Source organism: Pseudorhodoplanes sp. (assembly GCF_035565795.1).
Taxonomy (GTDB): domain Bacteria; phylum Pseudomonadota; class Alphaproteobacteria; order Rhizobiales; family Xanthobacteraceae; genus Pseudorhodoplanes.
The window spans coordinates 1-20,658 of record NZ_DATMRV010000125.1; the positions used below are offsets into that span (position 1 = coordinate 1).

Consider the following 20,658-nt stretch of genomic DNA (forward strand, 5'->3'; position numbering starts at 1 on the left):
GCCCAGGCAATACAAAATTGTCGGGAACGCTTCGGGCTTCCCAGATCGGGTAAGTGTAAATGTAGCCGGTTTCAGTGGTGATCGATCCGAGCTGCTGTGTATTTTGCGGAGCAAACGTTATCTCCGCGACAGCAAACTCGATATAGTCCTTGTCGTTAAAGCCGGTGGTGCCAGACACCTCGTAATAACGAGGCAGTCCGGTGTCATAACCATAGTAATTTATTGATTCAGCGAGACTTCCTGGAAAATTCTCTCGCAATCCAACGTATTGCCGCTTGACATAAACAATCTTGGCCATGGAACTGCTGCCTTTGCGGCGTGTCCGGAAAGACCCAAGAAAATCATTGGCTGACCACAACAATTACCATGATAGCGGCGCGGTAACAATCCACCGCTTCCGGGAGGGGATTGATCGTCTGGATGCCCGTGCGGCGCATCGGCGGCGCCGGCAGCCGCGGCCTTACCGGCAAACGGTCACTGCTGCCGCCGCGGCGCCTGGGTGGCCGGGCGTCCGCCGCCGAAGATGATGCGCGAGGGGTTCTCGTCAAAATTTCGCACCGCGCGATCGATCGTGTTCAGCGTACGGCGTCCGTCCACGACGAGGCCTTCGAGCCGCTTGTCGAGGTTTTCGGCGAGCGTCTTGAACGCGCGCACAGCCTCGGGCACGTCGCCTTTCTCCGCTGTCAGGCTTTCCACATTGCCGAGCACCTTGTCGGCGCTGACAAGCACGCGGTCGACCTTTTCCGAATTCTTCGCCAGTGCGTCGGTGAAGGTCTCGATGTTCTTCACGGACTTCGACAGCGAGTCCGAATTCTTCGACAGCATCTCGGTGAAGGTCTCGATGTGCTTCAGCGAGTTCTTCAGCGTCTGCTGGTTCTCGACCAGCACCGCATCGATCCGCCGCGCTACATCGCGCGCCGCCGCCATCATGTCCTGCGATGCGCTGGTGCCCGCGGTCAGAAGCGGCGTGTCGTTCATCTTTGCCGTCACCGGCCCCGCGTCCGCCGCACCACCTCGCAATGCGAGCACGGCGATGCCGGTCAGCCCCTGTGAATCGAGGCTCACTTCCGTATCGGCGCGCACCGGTGTGGTGGCATCGACCGAGATCACGGCAACGGAATTTTTCGGCTCCTTCGGATCGAGCGTCAGCTCGGTGACTTCACCGACCCGGATGCCGTTAAAGGTCACCGACGCGCCGGAGCGCAGGCCACCGATCGGTCCCTGGAACATCACGCGATAGGTCACGCGCTCACCGGTGCCGCCGACATGGTGGAACCAGTACACGAAGCCAAACGCGCCCATCACGGTCGCAAGCGTGAAGAGCCCGATCAGGATGTAGTTTGCCCTGGTTTCCATACTCCCCTCACATCGTTGCGCCGACGCGGCCGCGTTTGCCGCGAAAGTAAGCCTTCAGCCACGGATGTTCCGAGGCCAGCATTGTCGACATCGGCCCTGCCGCAATCACCTTGCCATCGGCCAGAACGGCGATGCGGTCGCAGACGGAATGCAGGGAGTCCAGGTCATGGGTTACCATGAAAACCGTGAGCCCCAAAGTTCGCTGCAGGGTCCTGATCAGATTGTCGAATTCGCCGGCGCTGATGGGATCGAGGCCGGATGTCGGTTCGTCGAGAAAGACGATCGCCGGATCGAGCGCGAGCGCACGTGCAAGCGCAACGCGCTTGATCATGCCGCCCGACAATTCCGACGGCATCTTGTTCAGCGCTTCCGGCGGCAAGCCGACCATCTTCAGCTTGGCGGCCGCGACCTCGTCGAGCAGACGCGGCGACAGGTTGAGATATTCGCGCATCGGAAATTGCACGTTCTGCCGCACGGTCAGCGCGGAGAACAGCGCGCCGTGCTGGAACAGGATGCCCCAGTGCCGCTCGATCAGCTGCTCGCGGAGTTCCTTCGCCTTGGAGAATTCCTGACCGAACACCTCGATGGTGCCGGAGGTCGGCTGGATGAGCCCGATCATCGTGCGCAGCAGAACGGACTTGCCGGCGCCTGACGCACCGACGAAGCCCAGCACCTCGCCGCGCTTGACGTCGAAGTTCACGCCCTTGAGCACATGCTGGCGCCGGAACTTCACCTGAAGATTGCGGACGCGGAGCGCAATGTCCTGCGAGATGTCGAGTTGCGGCTCGGGTCCGTCATCGAAGATCGACAGTATATCGAAGCCGCTATCGGAGATCGACATTATGCCCGCCTATTTGTCGATTGCCGCGAAGAATACGGCGAAGATGCCGTCCAGCACGATCACGAGGAAGATCGATTGCACCACAGCGGCCGTGGTCTGAGCGCCAAGCGATTCCGCCGAGCCCTTGGTCTCGAGGCCGCGCACGCAGGCGACGATGCCGATCGTCATCGCCATGAACGGCGCCTTGACCATGCCGACCATGAAATGATCGATCGAAATCACCTCGCGCAGCCGCTGCATGAACACTTCCGGCTGGATACCGCCGTAGAGCGATGCGACGAGGCCCGCTCCGTACAGCGCAGACATTTCCCCGAGGAAGGTCAGCATCGGCACGGCGATCACCAGCGCGAGGATCCGCGGCAGCACCAGCACGCTGATCGGATCGAAGCCCATGGTCTGGAGCGCGTCGATTTCCTCGCGCATCTTCATGGAACCGATTTCGGCGGTATAGGCCGAGCCCGAACGGCCGGCGACCATCACGCAGACGATCAGCACGCCGATTTCGCGCAGCACCAGGATGCCCACCATGTCGACCACGAACACGTCGGCGCCGAACCTGCGGAAATGGAAGATGCCCTGCTGCGCGAGAATGGCGCCGATCAGGAACGTGATCAGAAGGATGATCGGCACGGCTCGCCAGCCGACGAGATCGATCTGGTTGACGAGCGAGGTGAAGCGGAATGTGCGCGGCCGCCAGAACACGCGCAGGAACGCGAACGTCACCGCGCCGAGCATTTGCGCAAACAGGAGCGCCGACCTGCCGACCTCGGCGATGTTCTCGCCGACCGTTGCGAGCCAGTCGAGGACGCTGGTGCGGCGCAGCCGTTCCGGATCCGGCAGTTCCGTCGTCTGGTGGACGGTCTCCACGATCGTGCGGAACTGGTCGGGGAGATTGATCACGTCGGCCGCCGCACCGCTCTCGCGCGAGCCGCGCAGCAAGCGTTCCAGCAGCCAGGCGCCATAGGTGTCGAGCTTGGCGACGCGCTCCATATCGACGCGCACGGCCTTGATCGGGCTCTGCGTCGGCAGCGCCGCGGCCATGACCAGCCGCTCGAGATCGTTCGCGCGGTCGGCCGTCCAGTCGCCGGCGGCCGACAGCTCGAGTCTGTCGCCGACTACAGCCGCGGCGAGCAACGCTTCAGAACTCATACCACTCCCCGCCCCGCAAGCCCCGGACGGCTCTCGGCGCCCCGGCGTGACCGTCCGCCCGGCCAGCCATCTCGCACCTTGAGGAAAACCGCATTTCCGTCACATACTTAACAGAGCACCCCCGCCTGTCGAGTGACGTTAACGAAGCTTTAAGCACATGGTTAACCCGGCCGCCCAGCGGCTCGCCGTCAGGGTGGAAACCTGGCCGATCGCGGGCCTTTTCACCATCAGTCGCGGTGCCAAGACCGAAGCGAGGGTGGTGGTCGCGGAACTCTCGGCCGGTGCGCTTCATGGTCGCGGGGAATGCGTTCCCTATGCCCGCTACGGCGAAAGCCCGGAAAGCGTGGTCGCCGCTCTCGAGGCGATGGCCGGCAAGGTGGCGGAGGGGCTGACCCGCGAGGATTTGCAACACGAGATGGCGCCGGGCGCCGCCCGTAATGCCCTTGATTGCGCGTTCTGGGATCTGGCGGCCAAGCAGGCCGGCCGGCCGGCCTATGAACTGGCAGGCCTCCCCCCGCCTCACCCGCTGACCACGGCCTTTACGATCTCGCTCGGAACGCCGGAGGTCATGGCCGCCGCCGCGCGCAACGCGAGCGCCCGGCCGCTTCTCAAGATCAAGCTCGGCGCCGACGGCGACCCGGATCGGATTGCCGCGGTGCGTGCTGCGGTTCCAGAAGCCGAACTCATCGTCGATGCGAATGAGGGCTGGCGCCCTGACAACCTCGCGGCCAACCTCGCGGCTTGCGCGGCCGCCGGCGTCACGCTGGTCGAGCAGCCCCTCCCCGCCGATGCCGACGACGCGCTGCGGACCCTCGACCGGGCGGTGCCGGTCTGCGCCGATGAAAGCGCGCATGATTGTGCCTCGCTTGCGGCCCTCATCGGAAAATACGACGCCGTGAACATCAAGCTCGACAAGACCGGCGGGCTGACGGAAGCGCTCGCCATGGCCGCAGAGGCGCAGCGGCTTGGACTGATGACCATGGCCGGCTGCATGGTTGCGACGTCCCTGTCGATGGCGCCGGCCATGCTGGTCGCGCAGACCGCGCGCTTCGTTGATCTTGACGGTCCCCTCCTCCTCGCGCGCGACCGTGCTGAGGGCCTCGTCTATGAGGGCAGCCTCGTCCATCCCCCGGCCGCATCTTTCTGGGGATGATTAAACGTAACGGCCGGTAGTTCGGAACCGTAATCCAGTTCGGACGTTGTGTGTCGCGCATCGGTGTTCTCGGCCGGCCATTCCGGTGAAATCCGGTTTTCTTGAGAGTTTCGAGGGGAGAAGGGCCAGGCATGCTGGACCGTAATAGACAGCCCGTACCCGACGACCCGGATAACACCCTGCTGGATGCAAGGCCTCAGATCGTAAAGGACACGGCTGACAGGGCGCTGGCGCGGCATGCGCGCGAACAGGCCGCCTTGTTCCAGTTCACGGACAGGCTCTATCGCGCGGCTTCGCTGGCCGACACTTACGAGGCCGCGCTCGATGCGATCTTCGACACGCTGCAATGCCGCGCCGCCTCGATCCTTCGTTTCGACCGCAATGGCGTGATGAGCTTCGTTGCCTCGCGCAATTTGTCGGACACGTATCGCAAGGCCGTGCACGGGCATTCGCCCTGGACGGAAGGCGAATCCGATCCGGAACCGATTTTCATTCCCGACACCGCGCACGCGGATTTGCCCGAGGACCTTCGCAGGACCGTCGAGGCCGAGGGCATTCGCGCGCTCGCGTTTATTCCGTTGACGAGCGGCGGCCGCGTCCGCGGCAAGTTCATGGCCTATTACAACCGCCCGCAACAATTCGATCAGCATGACGTCGACCTTGCCGTGACGATCGCACGCCAGTTGGGCTTCAGTCTCGAACGCGCGCAGTCGGAAGAAGACAGGCTGGAAGCGCAGAGCATTCGCGCCGCCAGCGAGAAGCGGCTGGAGCAGGAGCTCGAGGCGACCAAGCGCCTGCAGGAGATCAGCGCGGCGCTCGTGCAGGAGGGCGATACTTCGGCCATCTATGAGAGAATTCTCGATGCCGCGGTCAGCGTGATGAGCTCCGACTCTGCCAGCATGCAGATTCTTCATCCCGAACGCGGCAAAGGCGGCGAACTGAACCTGATCGCACATCGCGGACTGGGCGACGCCGCAAAGTTCTGGGAGTGGGTCAGCATCGATTCTGCGACGAGTTGCGGCGCATCCCTGCGCAACGTCGAACGCACGATCTGCAGCGACGTGCGCGAGTGCGACTTCATGCAGGGCACCGAAGATCTCGCGATCTTCCTGAAAGCCGGCATCATCTCAATGCAAACCACACCGCTGCTCTCGCGCTCGGGACGCCTTGTCGGAATGCTGTCGACGCATTGGCGCAAGCCATATGAGCCACCCCTCGGCGATTTGCGCCGGCTCGACGTTCTGGCGCGCCAGGCGGCGGACCTGATCGAACGCGCGCGCGCGGAAGAGTTTCTGCGCGAACGACAGGAGCGATTGCGCGCGGTGTTCAACTCGCCTGCGATCGGCGCCGCCGTCCTCGCTCCCGATGCAGGATTCATCGAAACCAACGCCGCATTCAGCGATCTGTGCGGGTACAGCGCAGACGAACTTCTCTCGCTCAACGCGCTCGACCTCACTCACCCCGACGATCGCCCTGCGATGCGCAGGTTGCTTGACCGCATGCTGGATGGCAGCCGGTCGAACTTCGTCATCGAGAAACGGTATGTGCGCAAGGATGGCTCGGTCATCTGGGTCCAGAACAGCGTCTCTCTCACGCATGACGAAGCCGGCCGCCCGTTACATCTGGTCAAGCTCGTCCAGGACATCACGGAGCGCAAGGTCGCGGAAAAGCGGCAGCGCCTGCTCATCGATGAGATCAACCATCGGGTGAAGAACACGCTGGCGACGGTGCAGTCCTTCGCCTCGCAAAGCCTGCGCAATGCGAAGAGCCTGGCCGAAGGGCGCGCCGCTTTCGAGGCGCGGCTGATTGCGTTGTCGAAATCCCATGACGTGCTCACGCGCCAGCATTGGGAAGGCGCGGACCTGATCGACGTCGTGAACGGCGCGATCGCGCCCTATCGCGGCCGGTCCGAACAGGGCCGATTCCGGATCGAGGGCGAACGGCTCCGGCTGAGCCCGAAGGCGGTCCTCGCCCTGTCGCTTGCGTTCCATGAACTCGCGACCAACGCAGTCAAATATGGCGCGCTGTCCAACGACACCGGCAGCGTCTCCATAAGCTGGCGCATCGATCGAACGACGGGCCGGTTCCATCTGCGATGGCAGGAAAGCGGTGGTCCTGCCGTGAAGCCGCCGGGCAGACGCGGCTTCGGATCGCGCCTCGTCGAACAGGGCCTTGCGCAGGATATTGCGGGCGAGGTCCGTTTGAGCTTCAACGAAGCTGGCGTGGAATGCGCGATCGACGCGCCCTTGACTGAAATCGCCGGGCTGGACTGACGGCGGCCAGATTGACAGGAGCGTCTGTGAGTATGGCGGCGCGCGATCTTTCCGGCCGGCGGGTTCTTCTGGTCGAAGACGAATCGCTGATCGTCATGTTGATCGAGGATGCGCTTGCGGATTTCGGTTGCGAGATCGTGGGCGTTGCTTCGCGATTCGACGATGCGATCTCCAAGGCGCGGTCGCTTGCATTCGACCTTGCGATTCTGGACGTCAATCTTGCGGGCGCGCGCACCTTCCCGATCGCGGAGATCATCAGGGCGCGCGGAATTCCCTTCGTTTTTTCGACTGGCTATGGCGCGACCAGCATTCCCGAGAGCCTGAACTCGGCCCCCGTCCTCCAGAAGCCATTCGCGGCGGACGACCTTGCAAGCGCGATATCGATAGCCCTCGGTCGCGTGTCGTAACCGGCCCGTTTCAAGCGAGAATTTCCCCGCAAAAATCGCGCTGTTGCAGATTACTCACAGCTTCGCGCTTTAGTTCTTTTGCGCTTGGCAAGCCGTCTCATTCTTGTCTAGCTTTTCCCTCGAACGGTCTTGGGGAGCGCTGGGGCATGAGCGTGCGTGCGGCAATTTGCGGCGCGGTTTTCGCTATTCTGCTGGCGGCGGATGCCAGCGCCGCTGTTCGAATCTCGAACGATATGGGCGGACAGATCGGCCCATACCTCGACAATTATGTCAGCCTGCGCAATTCCGGGCAGAGAGTGGTGATCGACGGCCCCTGCCTGTCCGCCTGCACCATCGTGCTCGGCGTCATGCCGCGCGAACGAATCTGCGTCACCCGCCGCGCGCAGCTTGGTTTTCACGCGGCCTGGAATCCGGGGCGAAACGGCCAGCCTGTCCTGAGCGCAGCCGGAACCAAGGCGCTGTGGGATATCTATCCGGGCGATATCCGGGCCTGGTTGAAGAAACGCGGCGGGCTGAAGCCGAAAATGGTGTTCCTGTCCGGACCCGAACTGATGGCGATGTACCGCGCTTGCGACTGATTGGTCAGCGATTCGGCTCAGGCATTCGCGTCCACACCGCAATGGCAATCATGGCGCCCACGAAGGCGATCACGGCCATTGCGCCGTAACTTGCGACCCCGATCGCCTCGTATAGTGTTCCGGCCAGCAGCATGCTCGCGCTGAACGTGACGCCCTGCACCACCGAGAAATAGCCCTGCGCCGTGGCGCCACGGCCTTCCGGCGCCGCATGCGCAATGAATGCAACGGCGCCGAGATGGCTGGCGCCGAACGAGAAGGCATGCAGCAGCTGCAACATCGGCAGGGTCCACCCGGTCGGATCGAAAGCAAGTCCAGCCCACCGGATGGTTGCGCCGACCCCGCCCAGGACGATGAGCTGGATCGGACCGATTGACGGCGGCAGCCGGCCCGAAAACGCAAACAGGACGATTTCGGCGATCACGCCCAGCGCCCAGAGCGATCCGATCGCGATACCGTCGAACCCGGCGGCCTTCCAGGTGATTGTGGAGAAGCCGTAATAGGCCGCGTGGCTCGACTGGATCAGGCTCGCGGCCATGACGACCGCCATGAACCGAGGGTCCCGCCACAACGGCCGCACCGGCGCCGCCTCGGCGGTCGGAACCGGCGGTGGCGGCAGCGGCATCAGGATCATGGTGACAGCGGCCGTAGCGACCGCCGCTGCTGCGATCAGCCAGATCAGATTGCGCGTGTCGATCAGGTCGAAGGCAAGCCCGGCTCCGAAATTCGCGAGGATGAAGAAGATGGAGCCCCACAGCCGCACCGGTCCGTAGGCGACGCCGCGCGCCCGAAGCCCGCGCAAGGTATACGCATCCTGCAACGCGACGGCGGGCGTATGCGCGAAAGCCGTCATGGCGGTCAGCCCGACGATCATCCAGGGTCCGGACACGAGGCCGAGCGCGGTGAAGCCGAGCGCAGTCGTAATCGCGAAGGCGATGATTGTTGTCCGGAGTCCGAAGTGGCGGTCGGCGGCGGTTGTCGCGGTCGGGACCGAAATCACCCGCATCACCGCTGTCGCCGCAAGAATGGCTCCGACCTGCCCGGCGTCGAAGCCGGTCGACTGAAGCCACGCCGGAAAGAACGGCAGATGGATGCCGAGCAGGACGTTGGAAACGGCGTAGAAGACCGCGGCCCTGAGGGCAAAACTGTCTCGGGATCGGCTATCCTGCATCATGCTCGCGAATCAGCGCGCCCCGGCATCGAACGATTCACCGCGAGGCGATTCGGACTATGACATCATTCTCGCCGCGCTGTCCGAGACAGCGCGCGGCCGGGCATTCCTGCAGGAATATGCACAGCGCAATCGCGTTGCCGATACCGAGGCGTTGCTGACGGCAATCGGACGTATCGAGGAATTGCTGGCATCGCGAAGCCTCGAGCCCATTGAACCTCCGTCCCAGAACGACAACCCCGCTCCCGACGCGATTGAGGCGCGGGACATACAACCCGCGATCATCGAACCGGCCGCCGACGTCGCGGCCGAGACCTGCAACATCGACATGATGGCGGACGGCATCGTCGAGACGGACGACGCGATGACCGTCGCCGCTTCGAAGGTGGAGCCTCTCACCGTTGAAGTCGCGGAGATCCGCACGGTATCGGTTGCGAGGATCAACGTGAGCGAACGGCCTGATGCCGATGTACCTCACGCCAGCGCCATCGAGTTCCTCGGACCGGAACTGGCCGCCGCGGCGCCAGCGAAACGAGAGGAGATTCGGGCCGTGGAGCGTCCGCAACCTGCGCCACGCGATCCATTCGCCGATATCCGCGCGCTGTCCTACGAGGAAAAGATCGCGCTGTTCACCTGATGCGCGGCCTACGCCGCGATGATGCGCGAAAACAGGTCGGGATCGACATTCCCGCCGGACAGGATCGCGACCACGACCTTGCCTTTCACGTCCGGGCGCCCGGCCAGCAATGCAGCAAGGCCGATCGCGCCGCCCGGCTCCACCACGAGCTTCAGTTCGCGCCACGCAAAGGCCACCGCCTCCTCGACCTCGCGGTCGCTCGCGGTCACGCCCTTGCCGATCAGCCGCTGCGTGATCGGGAACGTCAGTTCGCCCGGCGTATTGCTCATCAGTGCATCGCAGATCGTGCCGCTCAGGCGCGCATTGCGTTCACGATGTCCGCTCGCGAACGAGCGCGCCATGTCGTCGAAGCCTTCCGGCTCGGCGGTATAAAGATCGGTACCGGGAGCGGCTGTCTTGATGGCCATCGAGATACCGGCCGCAAGCCCGCCGCCGGAGCAGCCGACCACGACCACATCCGGCCTCAGCCCGAGCGCTGACAGATCTTCCACGATCTCGCGGCCGACCGTGCCCTGCCCGGCGATCACCATCGGATCGTCGAACGGCGGCACGATCACCGCCCCGCGGGTGTCTGCGATCTCCTTCGCGATCGCCGCACGATCTTCGGTATCGCGGTCATAGAGGACAACCTCGGCGCCGAGCGCGGCGGTCCGCTCGCGCTTCGGACGCGGCGCATCGGCCGGCATCACGATCACCGCCGGCATGCCGAGCAACTTCGCGGCCGCAGCGACACCCTGCGCGTGATTGCCCGAGGAATAGGCCACGACGCCCGCAGCCCGGTCCGCCGATGGAATGGTCGAGCAGCGGTTATACGCTCCGCGGAACTTGAACGAACCCATGCGCTGCAGCGTCTCGGCCTTGAGATAGACGCGCGCTCCGACGCGTTCGTCGAGCAGCGGCGAGCGGATCAGCGGGGTGCGGACCGCAACACCCGCGATGCGGCTGGCGGCGGCTTCGATATCGACCGGGGTGATGGCATCCATCGGTGAAAGGTAGCGCGCGGCCCGGCCTTTTCAATCGTCCGTCTGGGCGTCCCACAGCGCATTGAGCCGCCGGCGGAAGCCCCTTGGCGTTTCGGCGAACAGCCGCGTTGCGAGCCGGCGCGCGGCCTCGACATGCTCGGCCTGCCGGTGCGCGATCACCGGCATGAGTTTCGATCGCCAGCGCGCCAGCGGCTGGCGCGGCTGAACCTTTGCGGCCAGCATTTCGAGATCCTGGTATTTCCCGAGCCGGGTGCGCAGACGCTGCGCCTCGTCGACCCAGATGCGCCCGACGCGTGGCCAGAGCGGCTCGACCAGTTCCATCTGATAGCGGTGTTCGACCACACGCCGCCGCAGATCGTGCAGGCGCTCGCCTTCGGCCGTCGCCCAGTCATCAGGCATGGTCTTGCGCGCGCGCCGATAGGTGGTGGTCAGCATGTCGGCGAGATCAGAAAACGAGAGCCCGTCGAGATCCCATTGCGAGACCTGCGCGGCCGCGGCGTTGAGATAGTCCGTCAGATCGCGCTGGATATCGTCGGTCCAGATGTTGCGCTCGTTCTCCGCGCGCAGTTCGGCGAGCCGCCCCTGTACGGACGCGAGCGTGCGCGCCGGCAAGGCGATCAGCAATCCATTACACGCTTCCGCCGCATCATTGAGCGCATCGATCGCCGATTGCGCATCGCGCGCCACCGTCAGCCTGCGCGCAAGATCGCGCGCCTGAATGCGCAGGGCCTCGCTGCTGTCGCGAAGATGCGGCTTCAGCATGCGCAACAGGGCGCGCCAGCGCTTCAGCGCACGCCGGATGTCATGCACCTTGGTGGTCGGGTCGCGGGCCGGATCGTTCAGGATATCCAGCGGCTCGGCGACCGCCCCGGCGGCAATTTCCCGCAAGGCGCCGCCGACTTGCTCGCCGGGGGTCAGGGCCGTCCGGACATTCATCAGGGGACTTTCTCTCACGGACGGGGCCGGAACCGCAGCCCCGGCAAATCTTAGCCCGCCATCGCCGCCAAGGGCCAGCGGTCTCGATCGGCGAGAGCGGGTGCTGTTCCCGCGCGATTGTCTTCACCTGCTCCTCACGCGATTGCATTTTCGATGTATTGATCCCTCCCCCTTGCAGGCGCAGGGAGCTTATAGTGCTCGCCCGCAAACCCTCCTTATCCCGGAAAGCTGCTCATGGATTTCGGAATTGCCGGCCGCAAGGCCATCGTCTGCGCATCGAGCCGCGGCCTCGGTTATGGCTGCGCGCTGGCGCTCGCGCAGGAAGGCTGCGAGGTGGTGATCAACGGCCGCGATGAAAAGCGTCTCGCTTCGGCCGCCGACGAGATCGCAAAAGCGACCGGCGCGAAAATCATTCCGGTCGCCGCCGATGTCGCGACCCCCGACGGACAGAAGGCGCTGTTCGCCGCCTGCCCGGAGCCCGACATTCTCGTCAACAACAATGCCGGCCCCCCGATGCGCGACTTCCGCGAACTCTCGCGCGAACAGATCATCGACGGCGTCATTGCCAACATGGTGGTCGCGATCGAACTCATCCAGAAAGCGATCGATCCAATGATCGCGAAGAAATTCGGCCGCATCGTCAACATCACTTCGGCCACGGTGAAAGCGCCGCTTGTCGGACTCGATCTGTCATCGGGCGCACGCGCGGGCCTCACCGCGTTCCTCGCGGGTGTTGCGCGCTCCGTTGCAGGATCGAACGTGACGATCAACTTCATGCTGCCCGGCGCATTCGATACCGACCGTCTCGTCTCCAACATCGAGGGCAACGCGAAGCGGCAGAACATCTCCTACGAACAGGCGCGCACCGCGCGCATGAACGGCGTGCCCGCCAAGCGCTTCGGCACCAAGGAGGAGTTTGGAGCGACCTGCGCCTTCCTGTGTTCGCAACAGGCGGGCTACATCACCGGTCAAAATATCCTGATCGACGGCGGGGTGTATCCGGCGGCGTTCTAGCAAGAACGCGGGCATCACCCTGCACCTAGGTATAGTGCCATCGGCCCGTCATGTCGCTCTACGATGGCACAATCGCTCCCGGTTAAGCATCGCGTCTCCATCCGAAGGAGGCTCGACGGCTTTCGTTGCTTGATCGCTCGGTGCGAACGACAAGCGCCATCCGTTCCCGGTTCCTGATCGGAGAACACAAATGACGAGCTTTGACGAGCTGAAGACGACAATCCGGCTCAACCAGCTGCTTGGCATGTGGGCTGCCGAAAAGCTGGGGCTCGCAGGCGCAGACGCCGACACCTACGCCAAAGCTCTCGCCACCGACACGATCGATCCGGATCGCAACGACGTGTTCAGCAGGCTTCGCAAGGATTTCGACGCAGCCGGCGTCGTTCAATCGGACGAGCAGATCCTTGACGCCATGCGCCGGTGCAAGCTCGAAGCCGGCGCGATGGAGCCAAGCGCGGGCGGCAGCTCGGATGCCGCGGCCGTGATGCTGGCGCGCAAGCTGACGCCACGGTGACATACGCACTTTTGCGGTCGCGCCTTTGCGGCGACGCTCGCTTAAGCCGCAGTCGCGATCATCGTCTCGCTGGATAGGGATCGGGAGCGCCCGCGTCTGCCGGCACGATCATCATGCCAATCGGCCAGAGCGAAATTCCGGCGAGCTTGAGATGCGCCCAGGCAAACGGGATGCCGATGATGGTGATCGCAAGGCCGATCGCGGTGATCAGATGCGCGAGCGCGAGCCACCAGCCGGCCAGCACGAACCAGATGATGTTGCCGATGACGCCAAGCCCGCCGGTGCCGACATCCTCACGGCCCGTATATTGATCGCGCGGCACGGCCCGCTGACCGAACGGCAGCAGCGCATAGAAACCGATGTTGAACGCCGCACGCGCCCAGGGCAGCCCGATAATTGTGATCGCCATGATGATAGCGGCGATCCACCACCCGACCGCCATCCACAGGCCGCCGAAGATGATCCAGAGGACGTTCAGCAGGAAAGACAGAAACGACATATCGATCTCCGGAGCGCGCCAGAATGCCGCCCAGACGCGTAAAGTTGAGCGTTGCCGCGGAATATTCAAGTCGACCCGTCAGCGGAATGTTTACGCAGCCCGGCTACGAACGGGGCCATGAACATTTTCGACGCAGCTGTCATCGGCGCTACTCTGCTGGCGGTGATCTTCGGCTATCGCGCCGGATTGCTGCGCAGTCTGGCGACGATCTTCGGCTATCTGCTGGCGGCGCCGGTCGCGGTCGTCGCCGCACCGAAGCTCGCGCCGCTATTCACGACGCAGCCCTCGACGGACGGACCGGGCATCCTCGCCTATGGCGGCGTATTTCTTGTCGTGGGCATCGTGACGGCTGCGCTGCTGCGAAATGCCGTCAGCCTTGTGGTCGGAGAGGATGTCAGCCTGCCCGACCGCGCCGCCGGCGCTGCGCTCGGTGCGGTCCGCATTCTTCTTCTGGCCGTGCTGATGGTGCTGATCTTCGAGCGCATCATTCCCGCAAAGCGTGAGCCGGCCTGGCTCGCACAATCGTTCCTGCGCCCGATGCTGTCCGCGGCCGGGGAACAAGGCGTCCGCACGCTGCCGGCGGATGTCGTCGCCCAGATCGATCGCATGAAAAAGAAGCGCGGCATCTAGCTTCTGATACCGGGCGCTGCCGGGTTGACGCGCGGCCCACTTTGACTATGGTCCTTTCACAATAACGATAATATTTTCGCTATTGCGTAAAAGAGGAACGCGTGAGTAAGCCCTGCCCCGGTGCCCCGAAGCCGACAGCCCCTTCTTTCGAAATGCCTCCCGGCGCGACCGACTGCCACGTCCATGTCATCGGTCCGTATTCCCGTTACCCGATAGCGGAAGAGCGCGCCTATACCGCGCCGGAAGCGCCGCTGCCGGTCTTCCGCGAGATGCTGCGGACGATGGGCCTCGATCGCGCGGTAATCGCGCATGTCTCGACCCATGGCACCGATCTGCGCGTCACGCTCGATGCAATCGCCGAGATCGGCGACAGCACGCGCGGCACCATCATGCTCACGCAGTCGATGACCGACGCCGACCTGAAGCAACTCCACGCACAGGGCATTCGCGGCGTCCGGCTCGCGGCGGCCTTTGGCTATCCGGTCACGAAAGATACGCTGCACGACGCCGCGCGCAGGATTGCGGATCTCGGCTGGCATATCGCGATCTGGCCCGGCAGCGCCGACGAGGTGAAACTGATCGCGCAGGCGAGCGTCGGACTTCCGGTGCCGATCGTGCTCGATCACCTCGCGGCCAATGCCTGGGATCGTAACCAGGGCGTGGACCAGGATGGCTTTGCCACCCTGCTCTCGTTCCTGTCGTCAGGCCGCGCCTATCTCAAGCTGTCCGCGATGCACCGCGCGACGCCCGAGATCTTCCCGTGGCCGACATTGATGCCGTTCGGCGAGAAGCTCGTCGCCGAAGTGCCCGAAAGTTTGCTCTGGGCAAGCGACTGGCCGCATGTCGGATGCTGGGACGGCAACATGCCTGAATCCTCGCACCTGCTCGACTGGCTGCCGCGCCTCGGCGCCGATGCAGAAAAGCGCCAGCGCATCCTCGTTGACAATCCGGCCAGACTTTACGGCTTCTGACTTCACTTCCGGGAGACTATCGATGAATCGTCGCGAAACCCTGTTCGCAATCGCCGGCGCCTTGTCCGCGCCCCTCGCCATCCCCTCGACATCGTTCGCGCAGACGCTCGACAAGTCGAAGATCGTCCGCTTCCTCGTCGGCTTTCCGGCCGGCGGATCCGTCGACGTGGTTGCGCGTCTCGTCGCCGAACAGTTCCGCACTGATCCCGGCGTCAACGCCATCGTGGAAAACGTCTCCGGCGCCGGCGGCCGCATCGCGATCGAGCGCGCCAAGGTCAGCACGCCGGACGGCACCACGATCCTCGTTACGCCCGCCGCGATGATGACGCTCTATCCGTTGATCTTCTCCAAGCTGAGCTACGATCCGGTGAAGGACTTCATCCCGGTCTCGCCGCTCTGCACGCTGGAATTCGCGCTGGTCGTCACCAGCGCCGTACCGGACAGCGTGAAAACGCTCGCCGACCTCGTCGAATGGTACAAGGCCAATCCGTCGAAAGCGGCCTATGGCCACGGCGGCTCAGGCTCGCCGATGCATTTCATCGGCGCCCTGCTCGGACAGCATGCAAAACTCGACCTCACGCAGGTGCCCTACCGCGGCGCGCCCCCGCTCGTTCAGGATGCGCTCAGCGGCCAGGTCGCGGTGGCGATCACGACGGTCACCGACCTTCTGCCGCACATCAAGGCCGGCAAGCTGCGCCCGATTGCGGTGAGCTCGAAAGAGCGCTCGAAATTCCTGCCGGATGTGCCGACCTTCGTCGAGCAGGGTGCGACCTCCATCGTCTCCGAGGACTGGTTCGGCATGTTCGTGCCGGCCGGCACGCCGACGCCGATCGTCGAGCAGCTCAACGCTGCCGTGAACAAGGCGCTCAAGGCACCGACTGTACTCGAGCGGCTGAACCAGCTCGCCTATGTCCCGGCCGGCGGTTCGTCCGCCGACTTTGCCAAGCGTCTGAAGGCCGACATTGAAAAGTGGGCTCCGGTGGTAAAGTCCACGGGCTTCAAGATCGAGGAATAGCGCCCGGCGGCGCGGCGGCGGCAGTAGCCGTCGCCGGCGCCGGCGCCGATGCAGCAAAGCGCCGGCGCATCCTCGTTGACGATCCGGCCGCGCCTTACGGCTTCTGACTTCACTTCCGAGAGACCATCGATGAATCGTCGCGAATCCCTGTTCGCAATTGCAGGCGCCTTGTCCGCGCCCCTCGCCATCCCGTCGACATCGTTCGCGCAGACGCTCGACAAGTCGAAGATCGTCCGCTTCCTCGTCGGCTTTCCGGCCGGCGGTTCGGTCGACATGATCGCGCGGCTCGTCGCTGATCAGCTGCGCGCCGACATGGGCATCACGGCGATCGTGGAGAACATCTCCGGCGCCGGCGGCCGCCTCGCGGTCGACCGCGCCAAGGCGGCAACGCCGGACGGCACCACCATCCTTGTCTCGCCGGCCGTGTTGATGACGCTCAATCCGCTGATCTTCTCGAAACTGAACTACGACCCGCTGAAGGATTTCATCCCGATCTCGCCGCTGGTGACGCTCGAATTCTCGCTGGTCGTCACCAGCGCCGTGCCGGACAGCGTCAAGACGCTTGCCGACCTGATCGCCTGGTACAAGGCGAACCCGTCGAAGGCCGGCTACGCACACGGCAGCGCTGGCTCGCCGATGCACTTCATCGGCGCCATGGTGGCCGACTACGCCAAGCTCGACCTGACGCATATCCCCTATCGCGGCGCGCCGCCGATGGTGCAGGACGCAATCAGCGGCCAGGTCGCGGTCGCCGTCACCACCATCACGGACTCGCTGCCGCATATCAAAAGCGGAAAGTTGCGTGCGGTCGCGGTCAGCGGCAAGCAGCGTTCGAAATATCTGCCCGACGTTCCGACCTTCGCCGAACAGGGCGCCACCGGCCTCGTGATCGAGGACTGGTTCGGTATGTTTGCCCCGGCCGGCACGCCAATGCCGATCGTCGAACAGCTCAACGCCGGCGTCACCAAGGCGCTGTCCTCGCCGACCGTGCGCGAGCGGCTGGACCAGCTCGCCTACAGCCCGGCCGGGGGCTCGCAGGCCGACTTCGTGAAGCGCATCATCGCCGACATCGAAAGGTGGACCCCGGTCCAGAAGGCCACCGGTTTCAAGATCGAGGACTGACAAATCCCTGCGCGGCGGCAGCCCTGTGCAGCCGCCGTTCCGGCTTTCCCTTGCGCCGCCGGCTCTCCTCCGTCGTGCGCGATAAACGCCCAGTGGACAGACCGGCGCCCGTACCCTTTCCGTTCACTTTTCCGGCTAGACTCTGGAAGTGATTCGTTTTTGGGCCTCGGGTTTCGCCATGAAGAACGCCGGTCTTTTTGTCTGCACGGGTGTCGTTGCCATGGACGGCTGCGGCGCCGAGCTCACACTGGTCGAGCGCCGTCTCCATGACGGCCGCTGCGAGCTTTGTGCGCTCGACTGGGACGAGCGGGTCCGCGCCTGGCGCTTCGGCCGTCCCGACGCCGATCTCGACGAGCATTTCGCAGAAGCGCCCCGGAGGCGGGCAACACCGGCCCAGCCGCGCCGCGCAAAGGCGGCGTAGCGCCAGGGGATTGTTACGGGAACGCGGCCAGCAGCGTCTGCAGGGACGCCACAAGCGCCTCGCCGGTCGTATTCAGCGCCACAAGGATCGCAAGCGCGATCAGCGCGCAGATCAGTCCGTATTCAATTGCGGTCGCGCCGCTGTCATCGGCGGCAAAACACCTGATCCTCGCAAGCATTCCGGCCTCGTGCATGGCCCGGTCCCGCGCTCACCATGCCGGCGAGAGATTGCATTCCTGCCAACCTGAAATCTAAAATTGCAACAATCGCGGCGCGGTTGAGCCCCCGCGTCCCGTAGTGAACACTGCGCTGCCGGCCGGAATCAGAGTCACACGAGAATGACCGCATGAGCACGCTGCGAGGGCGCGGACGGATCGGCTGGCTTTCGATCATCGCGGCGTTCCTGCTTGGCCTTGCAACGCCACCCGCGGCCGCCGACCCGGCGCTCGACATCGTCGTCGACGGCGAGAGCCGCACCTTCTCACGCGAGGCGCTGCTCGCGCGGCCCGATGCGAGAGACATCGAGATCCCCGCAGACATTGCGTATGGCAGGCCCATGCGCTTTCGCGCGGTCCCGCTCGCCGCGTTGCTGGCCGGGCGCCCGATGCCCACCGGCAGCGTCATCGAAACCGTCGCGCTCGATGGCTTCGCGGCGCATCTGCCGCTCGATCTCGTCACCAACACCGACCCGGCCAAAGCGATCGCCTGGCTCGCCATCGAGCCCGCCGACGCGCCATGGCCGAAGCTTCCGGGCAAACAGGCGACCGCCGGCCCGTTCTATGTCGTCTGGACCGGCGCGCAGGTGAAAAGTGTCAGCAGCGAATACTGGGCCTATCAGGTCGCAAAGCTCGTGAGCGAATTGCCGCCGGCTGCGCGCTGGCCCCAGCTTGTCGTCGATGCCGCGCTACCTGCGGCGCATGCGGCGCGCGCCGGGCAGACGCTGTTCATCGCGCAATGCCTGCCCTGCCATATGATCAACGGCGCCGGTTCGAGTGATGTCGGCCCCGATCTGAACCGGCCGATGAACCCCACCGCCTACATGACACGCGAGGGGCTGCACGCGCTGATCCGCGATCCGAAATCGGTGCGAACCTGGCCGACGCAGATCATGCCCGGCTTTGCGGCCGACCAGATGAGCGACAGGGATATCGACGCGGTGATCTCCTATCTCGCACACATCGCTGCACGAAACACCGAACAAAAGACGGCGCAGTAAACGCCGCAGCGGCTCATTGCGATCTCTGAGCCGCCGGCCCGCCGGCACTACCGAGCAGCGCCCGATACGGGCCCTGCACCATCGCCTGCCGATAGGTGCGGATGTCGCTCTCGTCCATCGCATATTTCTGCGGCTCGCCCGCGTCCGCCCGCACCGTCACCTTCGAACCGAGCACGAGCGTGGCACCGAGACCTGCATAGACATACCGGTCTCCGAAGGCCTCCTTCAGGATTGCGAAGGCCGGCTCTCCGGTGCAGTGCGCCGGCGCGATGTAACGCACCTCCAGCTTGTCGCGCAGGGTGCTTGCGATGCTCCTGATCTGATCGTCCTTCGCCGGCAGCAGATGCGTCCCGCCGACGACGAGATGGATCGGCTTATTGGTTGCGGTCTTCGTCGCTTCGACGATCTTCTCAATGGTCGGGTGACTGCATCCGACGACCAGGACGATTCCGTCAGGCGTTTCAATCGCCAGCGAAATCTCCTTCACTTCGAGATCGACGCCCCAAAGGCCGTTCAGCAGGATCAGGTGAATGCCGGGCGCAATTTCGGTGGTCTTGGTCACCCAGGTGAAATTGCCCTCCGGCCACGCACTGCCGAAACGCACCGTTTGCGGCGCCTTGCCCTCGTAATAGCGCATGTCCGCAGGCAACGACTCGTCGCGCCGGAAGAAGCTGCCGGGAAACGCCGCGCCGAACACGCCGAAATTCTCCTGCGGCGTATAGATCTGCAGTTTCGGATTGACCTTCACCAGATGGTTCAGCCCGCTGGTATGGTCGCCGTGCCGATGCGAAACGATCGCGAAGTCGAGCGTCGTCAGGTCGATGCCCTTCTCCTTGACGTTATGCGCGAAGACTTCGGCATTGTTGCCGGTATCGAACAGGATGCGCTTGCCGCCATATTCGATGAGCGCGCCGAAGCCCCAGTCCTTCTTCAGGTTGGAGGGCTTGCCGAAGGCATCATAGATGATCGTGATCTGCGCCGTATTCGATTGCGCGTGACCGGGCAGCGATCCGGCGACCATGAAGCCCAGCGCCGCCAAGCCAGCAGCGACGCAGCGCGACAATGCGAAGGCATTGGAATGCGAGCCGAAGATCATGGGCGTTCTCCCGGAATAGCGTTCGGCGAAAAACTATCGCCAAAAAGCTATCACAATGACCGCCGACCGCGCCGTTTCAAATTTTACCGGCGCCGCAGCAATTTATTTCCGGGACGGACGCTCTTTGGAGAACAACACCGGACGCGCCGCCCGTTCACGCGCGCAAGCCGTCAGATGCGCGATGTCACGCCGTGGCCGGCGCCGGGTTCGGAAGCCGCGACGGCAGACACGCCGTCACAAGGAAGATCGCGGCGGCGGCGCCCGCCATCAGCCGGAACAGCGTATCGAATCCGTAATTGTCGTAGACGAAGGCAATCACCGGCAGCGACAGCGCGAGCACGCTGAAGGCCAGCACGTAGCGGACGCCATAGATACGCGCGCGCGCCGGACCGCTTGCCATCTTGCCGATCATGAAATCGTTGATCGGGATCTGGCCGAATGCGCCGAACATGAAGCCGAGCGCGACAGCGAACGCCCAGCCATCGGTCAATCCGGGCATCATCGCGAAGAATACGATCTGGATCGCGGCAGCGACCAGAAACACGATGCGCGGGCCGAATCTGTCGAGCAGCGAACCGACCACAAGCTGCGCCAGCGAGGCGACCGCAAACACCAGGAAGGTGAGCGCGCCGATCGTGGTTGCGACATCGCCGCCGCCGGGAGCGCCGGCCTGCAGCCAT

Annotated in this window: 24 protein-coding genes; 13 read left to right on the forward strand and 11 right to left on the reverse strand. The window is 64.2% G+C overall.

Going from position 1 to position 20,658, the window contains the following annotated elements:
* From VNZ93_RS11910 to VNZ93_RS11925, 4 genes are all read right to left on the reverse strand, one after another.
* Nucleotides 1–298, reverse strand: a 298-nt coding sequence (locus VNZ93_RS11910; RefSeq protein WP_325704820.1) for a hypothetical protein, incomplete at its 3' end; no start/stop codon positions are given.
* 176 nt (nucleotides 299–474) lie between these two features.
* Nucleotides 475–1,356, reverse strand: a complete 882-nt coding sequence (locus VNZ93_RS11915; protein WP_325704832.1) for an MlaD family protein — start codon at nucleotides 1,354–1,356, stop codon at nucleotides 475–477.
* 7 nt (nucleotides 1,357–1,363) lie between these two features.
* A complete protein-coding gene (locus VNZ93_RS11920; RefSeq protein WP_325704835.1) occupies nucleotides 1,364–2,197 on the reverse strand; it encodes an ABC transporter ATP-binding protein in 834 nt (277 codons plus the stop codon).
* A 9-nt stretch (nucleotides 2,198–2,206) separates the two neighbouring features.
* A complete protein-coding gene (locus VNZ93_RS11925; protein WP_325704838.1) occupies nucleotides 2,207–3,346 on the reverse strand; it encodes an MlaE family lipid ABC transporter permease subunit in 1,140 nt (379 codons plus the stop codon).
* A gap of 157 nt (nucleotides 3,347–3,503) precedes the next feature.
* Between VNZ93_RS11925 and dgcA the strand changes: the two genes are divergently transcribed.
* The 4 genes from dgcA (at nucleotide 3,504) to VNZ93_RS11945 (ending at nucleotide 7,757) form a co-directional block, all read left to right on the forward strand.
* Complete coding sequence (gene dgcA / locus VNZ93_RS11930) at nucleotides 3,504–4,499, forward strand: N-acetyl-D-Glu racemase DgcA (RefSeq protein WP_325704841.1); 996 nt, start codon at nucleotides 3,504–3,506, stop codon at nucleotides 4,497–4,499.
* Between the two features lie 131 nt (nucleotides 4,500–4,630).
* Entirely contained in the window at nucleotides 4,631–6,772 is a 2,142-nt protein-coding gene (locus VNZ93_RS11935; protein ID WP_325704844.1) for a PAS domain S-box protein, read from the forward strand.
* Nucleotides 6,773–6,804: 32 nt separating this feature from the next.
* Complete coding sequence (locus tag VNZ93_RS11940; RefSeq protein WP_325704846.1) at nucleotides 6,805–7,179, forward strand: response regulator; 375 nt, start codon at nucleotides 6,805–6,807, stop codon at nucleotides 7,177–7,179.
* 146 nt (nucleotides 7,180–7,325) lie between these two features.
* The gene (locus tag VNZ93_RS11945; protein WP_325704849.1) at nucleotides 7,326–7,757 is read left to right on the forward strand and encodes a hypothetical protein; all 432 of its coding nucleotides are present in this window, start codon (nucleotides 7,326–7,328) and stop codon (nucleotides 7,755–7,757) included.
* Between the two features lie 4 nt (nucleotides 7,758–7,761).
* On the opposite strand, the gene VNZ93_RS11950 is transcribed toward VNZ93_RS11945, so the two are convergent.
* Complete coding sequence (locus VNZ93_RS11950; protein WP_325704852.1) at nucleotides 7,762–8,928, reverse strand: MFS transporter; 1,167 nt, start codon at nucleotides 8,926–8,928, stop codon at nucleotides 7,762–7,764.
* Between VNZ93_RS11950 and VNZ93_RS11955 the strand changes: the two genes are divergently transcribed.
* A complete protein-coding gene (locus VNZ93_RS11955) occupies nucleotides 8,927–9,562 on the forward strand; it encodes a hypothetical protein (RefSeq protein ID WP_325704854.1) in 636 nt (211 codons plus the stop codon). The two genes, VNZ93_RS11950 and VNZ93_RS11955, sit on opposite strands and share 2 nt — an antisense overlap.
* Before the next feature lie 8 nt (nucleotides 9,563–9,570).
* Here VNZ93_RS11955 and VNZ93_RS11960 read toward each other — a convergent pair whose 3' ends face one another.
* Complete coding sequence (locus VNZ93_RS11960) at nucleotides 9,571–10,545, reverse strand: threonine/serine dehydratase (protein ID WP_325704857.1); 975 nt, start codon at nucleotides 10,543–10,545, stop codon at nucleotides 9,571–9,573.
* A gap of 30 nt (nucleotides 10,546–10,575) precedes the next feature.
* A complete protein-coding gene (locus VNZ93_RS11965) occupies nucleotides 10,576–11,481 on the reverse strand; it encodes a CHAD domain-containing protein (RefSeq protein ID WP_325704860.1) in 906 nt (301 codons plus the stop codon).
* 234 nt (nucleotides 11,482–11,715) lie between these two features.
* Between VNZ93_RS11965 and VNZ93_RS11970 the strand changes: the two genes are divergently transcribed.
* Nucleotides 11,716–12,495: an SDR family oxidoreductase gene (locus tag VNZ93_RS11970; RefSeq protein WP_325704863.1), complete on the forward strand. Its 780-nt coding sequence runs from the start codon at nucleotides 11,716–11,718 to the stop codon at nucleotides 12,493–12,495.
* 190 nt (nucleotides 12,496–12,685) lie between these two features.
* On the forward strand, nucleotides 12,686–13,009 hold the full coding sequence (locus tag VNZ93_RS11975) for an ATPase inhibitor subunit zeta (RefSeq protein ID WP_325704866.1): 324 nt from the start codon (nucleotides 12,686–12,688) through the stop codon (nucleotides 13,007–13,009).
* Between the two features lie 58 nt (nucleotides 13,010–13,067).
* Here the strand turns inward: VNZ93_RS11975 and VNZ93_RS11980 are convergent, their stop codons facing one another.
* Complete coding sequence (locus VNZ93_RS11980) at nucleotides 13,068–13,508, reverse strand: YccF domain-containing protein (protein ID WP_325704869.1); 441 nt, start codon at nucleotides 13,506–13,508, stop codon at nucleotides 13,068–13,070.
* Between the two features lie 117 nt (nucleotides 13,509–13,625).
* Between VNZ93_RS11980 and VNZ93_RS11985 the strand changes: the two genes are divergently transcribed.
* From VNZ93_RS11985 to VNZ93_RS12005, 5 genes are all read left to right on the forward strand, one after another.
* A complete protein-coding gene (locus tag VNZ93_RS11985; protein WP_325704872.1) occupies nucleotides 13,626–14,138 on the forward strand; it encodes a CvpA family protein in 513 nt (170 codons plus the stop codon).
* Between the two features lie 101 nt (nucleotides 14,139–14,239).
* Nucleotides 14,240–15,109, forward strand: coding sequence for an amidohydrolase family protein (locus VNZ93_RS11990; protein WP_325704875.1), 870 nt, complete (start codon nucleotides 14,240–14,242; stop codon nucleotides 15,107–15,109).
* Between the two features lie 22 nt (nucleotides 15,110–15,131).
* A complete protein-coding gene (locus tag VNZ93_RS11995; protein ID WP_325704878.1) occupies nucleotides 15,132–16,124 on the forward strand; it encodes a Bug family tripartite tricarboxylate transporter substrate binding protein in 993 nt (330 codons plus the stop codon).
* A 129-nt stretch (nucleotides 16,125–16,253) separates the two neighbouring features.
* Nucleotides 16,254–17,246 (forward strand): Bug family tripartite tricarboxylate transporter substrate binding protein, encoded by a 993-nt coding sequence (locus tag VNZ93_RS12000; RefSeq protein ID WP_325704880.1) that lies wholly within the window; start codon nucleotides 16,254–16,256, stop codon nucleotides 17,244–17,246.
* 178 nt (nucleotides 17,247–17,424) lie between these two features.
* The gene (locus VNZ93_RS12005) at nucleotides 17,425–17,667 is read left to right on the forward strand and encodes a hypothetical protein (protein ID WP_325704883.1); all 243 of its coding nucleotides are present in this window, start codon (nucleotides 17,425–17,427) and stop codon (nucleotides 17,665–17,667) included.
* A gap of 13 nt (nucleotides 17,668–17,680) precedes the next feature.
* Here VNZ93_RS12005 and VNZ93_RS12010 read toward each other — a convergent pair whose 3' ends face one another.
* Entirely contained in the window at nucleotides 17,681–17,860 is a 180-nt protein-coding gene (locus tag VNZ93_RS12010; RefSeq protein ID WP_325704886.1) for a Flp family type IVb pilin, read from the reverse strand.
* Nucleotides 17,861–18,012: 152 nt separating this feature from the next.
* Between VNZ93_RS12010 and VNZ93_RS12015 the strand changes: the two genes are divergently transcribed.
* Nucleotides 18,013–18,882, forward strand: a complete 870-nt coding sequence (locus tag VNZ93_RS12015) for a cytochrome c (protein WP_325704889.1) — start codon at nucleotides 18,013–18,015, stop codon at nucleotides 18,880–18,882.
* A 13-nt stretch (nucleotides 18,883–18,895) separates the two neighbouring features.
* Here the strand turns inward: VNZ93_RS12015 and VNZ93_RS12020 are convergent, their stop codons facing one another.
* Both VNZ93_RS12020 and VNZ93_RS12025 read right to left on the reverse strand, forming a co-directional pair.
* On the reverse strand, nucleotides 18,896–19,978 hold the full coding sequence (locus VNZ93_RS12020) for an MBL fold metallo-hydrolase (RefSeq protein ID WP_325704892.1): 1,083 nt from the start codon (nucleotides 19,976–19,978) through the stop codon (nucleotides 18,896–18,898).
* A gap of 184 nt (nucleotides 19,979–20,162) precedes the next feature.
* Nucleotides 20,163–20,658 (reverse strand): MFS transporter (locus VNZ93_RS12025; RefSeq protein WP_325704895.1); only part of this gene is annotated, 496 nt, incomplete at its 5' end.

Coding starts and splice junctions, on each gene's coding strand:
- VNZ93_RS11915 (WP_325704832.1), bottom strand. CDS start 1,356: ATGGAAACCAGGGCAAACTACATCCTGATCGGGCTCTTCACGCTTGCG.
- VNZ93_RS11920 (WP_325704835.1), bottom strand. CDS start 2,197: ATGTCGATCTCCGATAGCGGCTTCGATATACTGTCGATCTTCGATGAC.
- VNZ93_RS11925 (WP_325704838.1), bottom strand. CDS start 3,346: ATGAGTTCTGAAGCGTTGCTCGCCGCGGCTGTAGTCGGCGACAGACTC.
- dgcA (WP_325704841.1), top strand. CDS start 3,504: ATGGTTAACCCGGCCGCCCAGCGGCTCGCCGTCAGGGTGGAAACCTGG.
- VNZ93_RS11935 (WP_325704844.1), top strand. CDS start 4,631: ATGCTGGACCGTAATAGACAGCCCGTACCCGACGACCCGGATAACACC.
- VNZ93_RS11940 (WP_325704846.1), top strand. CDS start 6,805: ATGGCGGCGCGCGATCTTTCCGGCCGGCGGGTTCTTCTGGTCGAAGAC.
- VNZ93_RS11945 (WP_325704849.1), top strand. CDS start 7,326: ATGAGCGTGCGTGCGGCAATTTGCGGCGCGGTTTTCGCTATTCTGCTG.
- VNZ93_RS11955 (WP_325704854.1), top strand. CDS start 8,927: ATGCTCGCGAATCAGCGCGCCCCGGCATCGAACGATTCACCGCGAGGC.
- VNZ93_RS11950 (WP_325704852.1), bottom strand. CDS start 8,928: ATGATGCAGGATAGCCGATCCCGAGACAGTTTTGCCCTCAGGGCCGCG.
- VNZ93_RS11960 (WP_325704857.1), bottom strand. CDS start 10,545: ATGGATGCCATCACCCCGGTCGATATCGAAGCCGCCGCCAGCCGCATC.
- VNZ93_RS11965 (WP_325704860.1), bottom strand. CDS start 11,481: ATGAATGTCCGGACGGCCCTGACCCCCGGCGAGCAAGTCGGCGGCGCC.
- VNZ93_RS11970 (WP_325704863.1), top strand. CDS start 11,716: ATGGATTTCGGAATTGCCGGCCGCAAGGCCATCGTCTGCGCATCGAGC.
- VNZ93_RS11975 (WP_325704866.1), top strand. CDS start 12,686: ATGACGAGCTTTGACGAGCTGAAGACGACAATCCGGCTCAACCAGCTG.
- VNZ93_RS11980 (WP_325704869.1), bottom strand. CDS start 13,508: ATGTCGTTTCTGTCTTTCCTGCTGAACGTCCTCTGGATCATCTTCGGC.
- VNZ93_RS11985 (WP_325704872.1), top strand. CDS start 13,626: ATGAACATTTTCGACGCAGCTGTCATCGGCGCTACTCTGCTGGCGGTG.
- VNZ93_RS11995 (WP_325704878.1), top strand. CDS start 15,132: ATGAATCGTCGCGAAACCCTGTTCGCAATCGCCGGCGCCTTGTCCGCG.
- VNZ93_RS12000 (WP_325704880.1), top strand. CDS start 16,254: ATGAATCGTCGCGAATCCCTGTTCGCAATTGCAGGCGCCTTGTCCGCG.
- VNZ93_RS12005 (WP_325704883.1), top strand. CDS start 17,425: ATGAAGAACGCCGGTCTTTTTGTCTGCACGGGTGTCGTTGCCATGGAC.
- VNZ93_RS12010 (WP_325704886.1), bottom strand. CDS start 17,860: ATGCACGAGGCCGGAATGCTTGCGAGGATCAGGTGTTTTGCCGCCGAT.
- VNZ93_RS12015 (WP_325704889.1), top strand. CDS start 18,013: ATGAGCACGCTGCGAGGGCGCGGACGGATCGGCTGGCTTTCGATCATC.
- VNZ93_RS12020 (WP_325704892.1), bottom strand. CDS start 19,978: ATGATCTTCGGCTCGCATTCCAATGCCTTCGCATTGTCGCGCTGCGTC.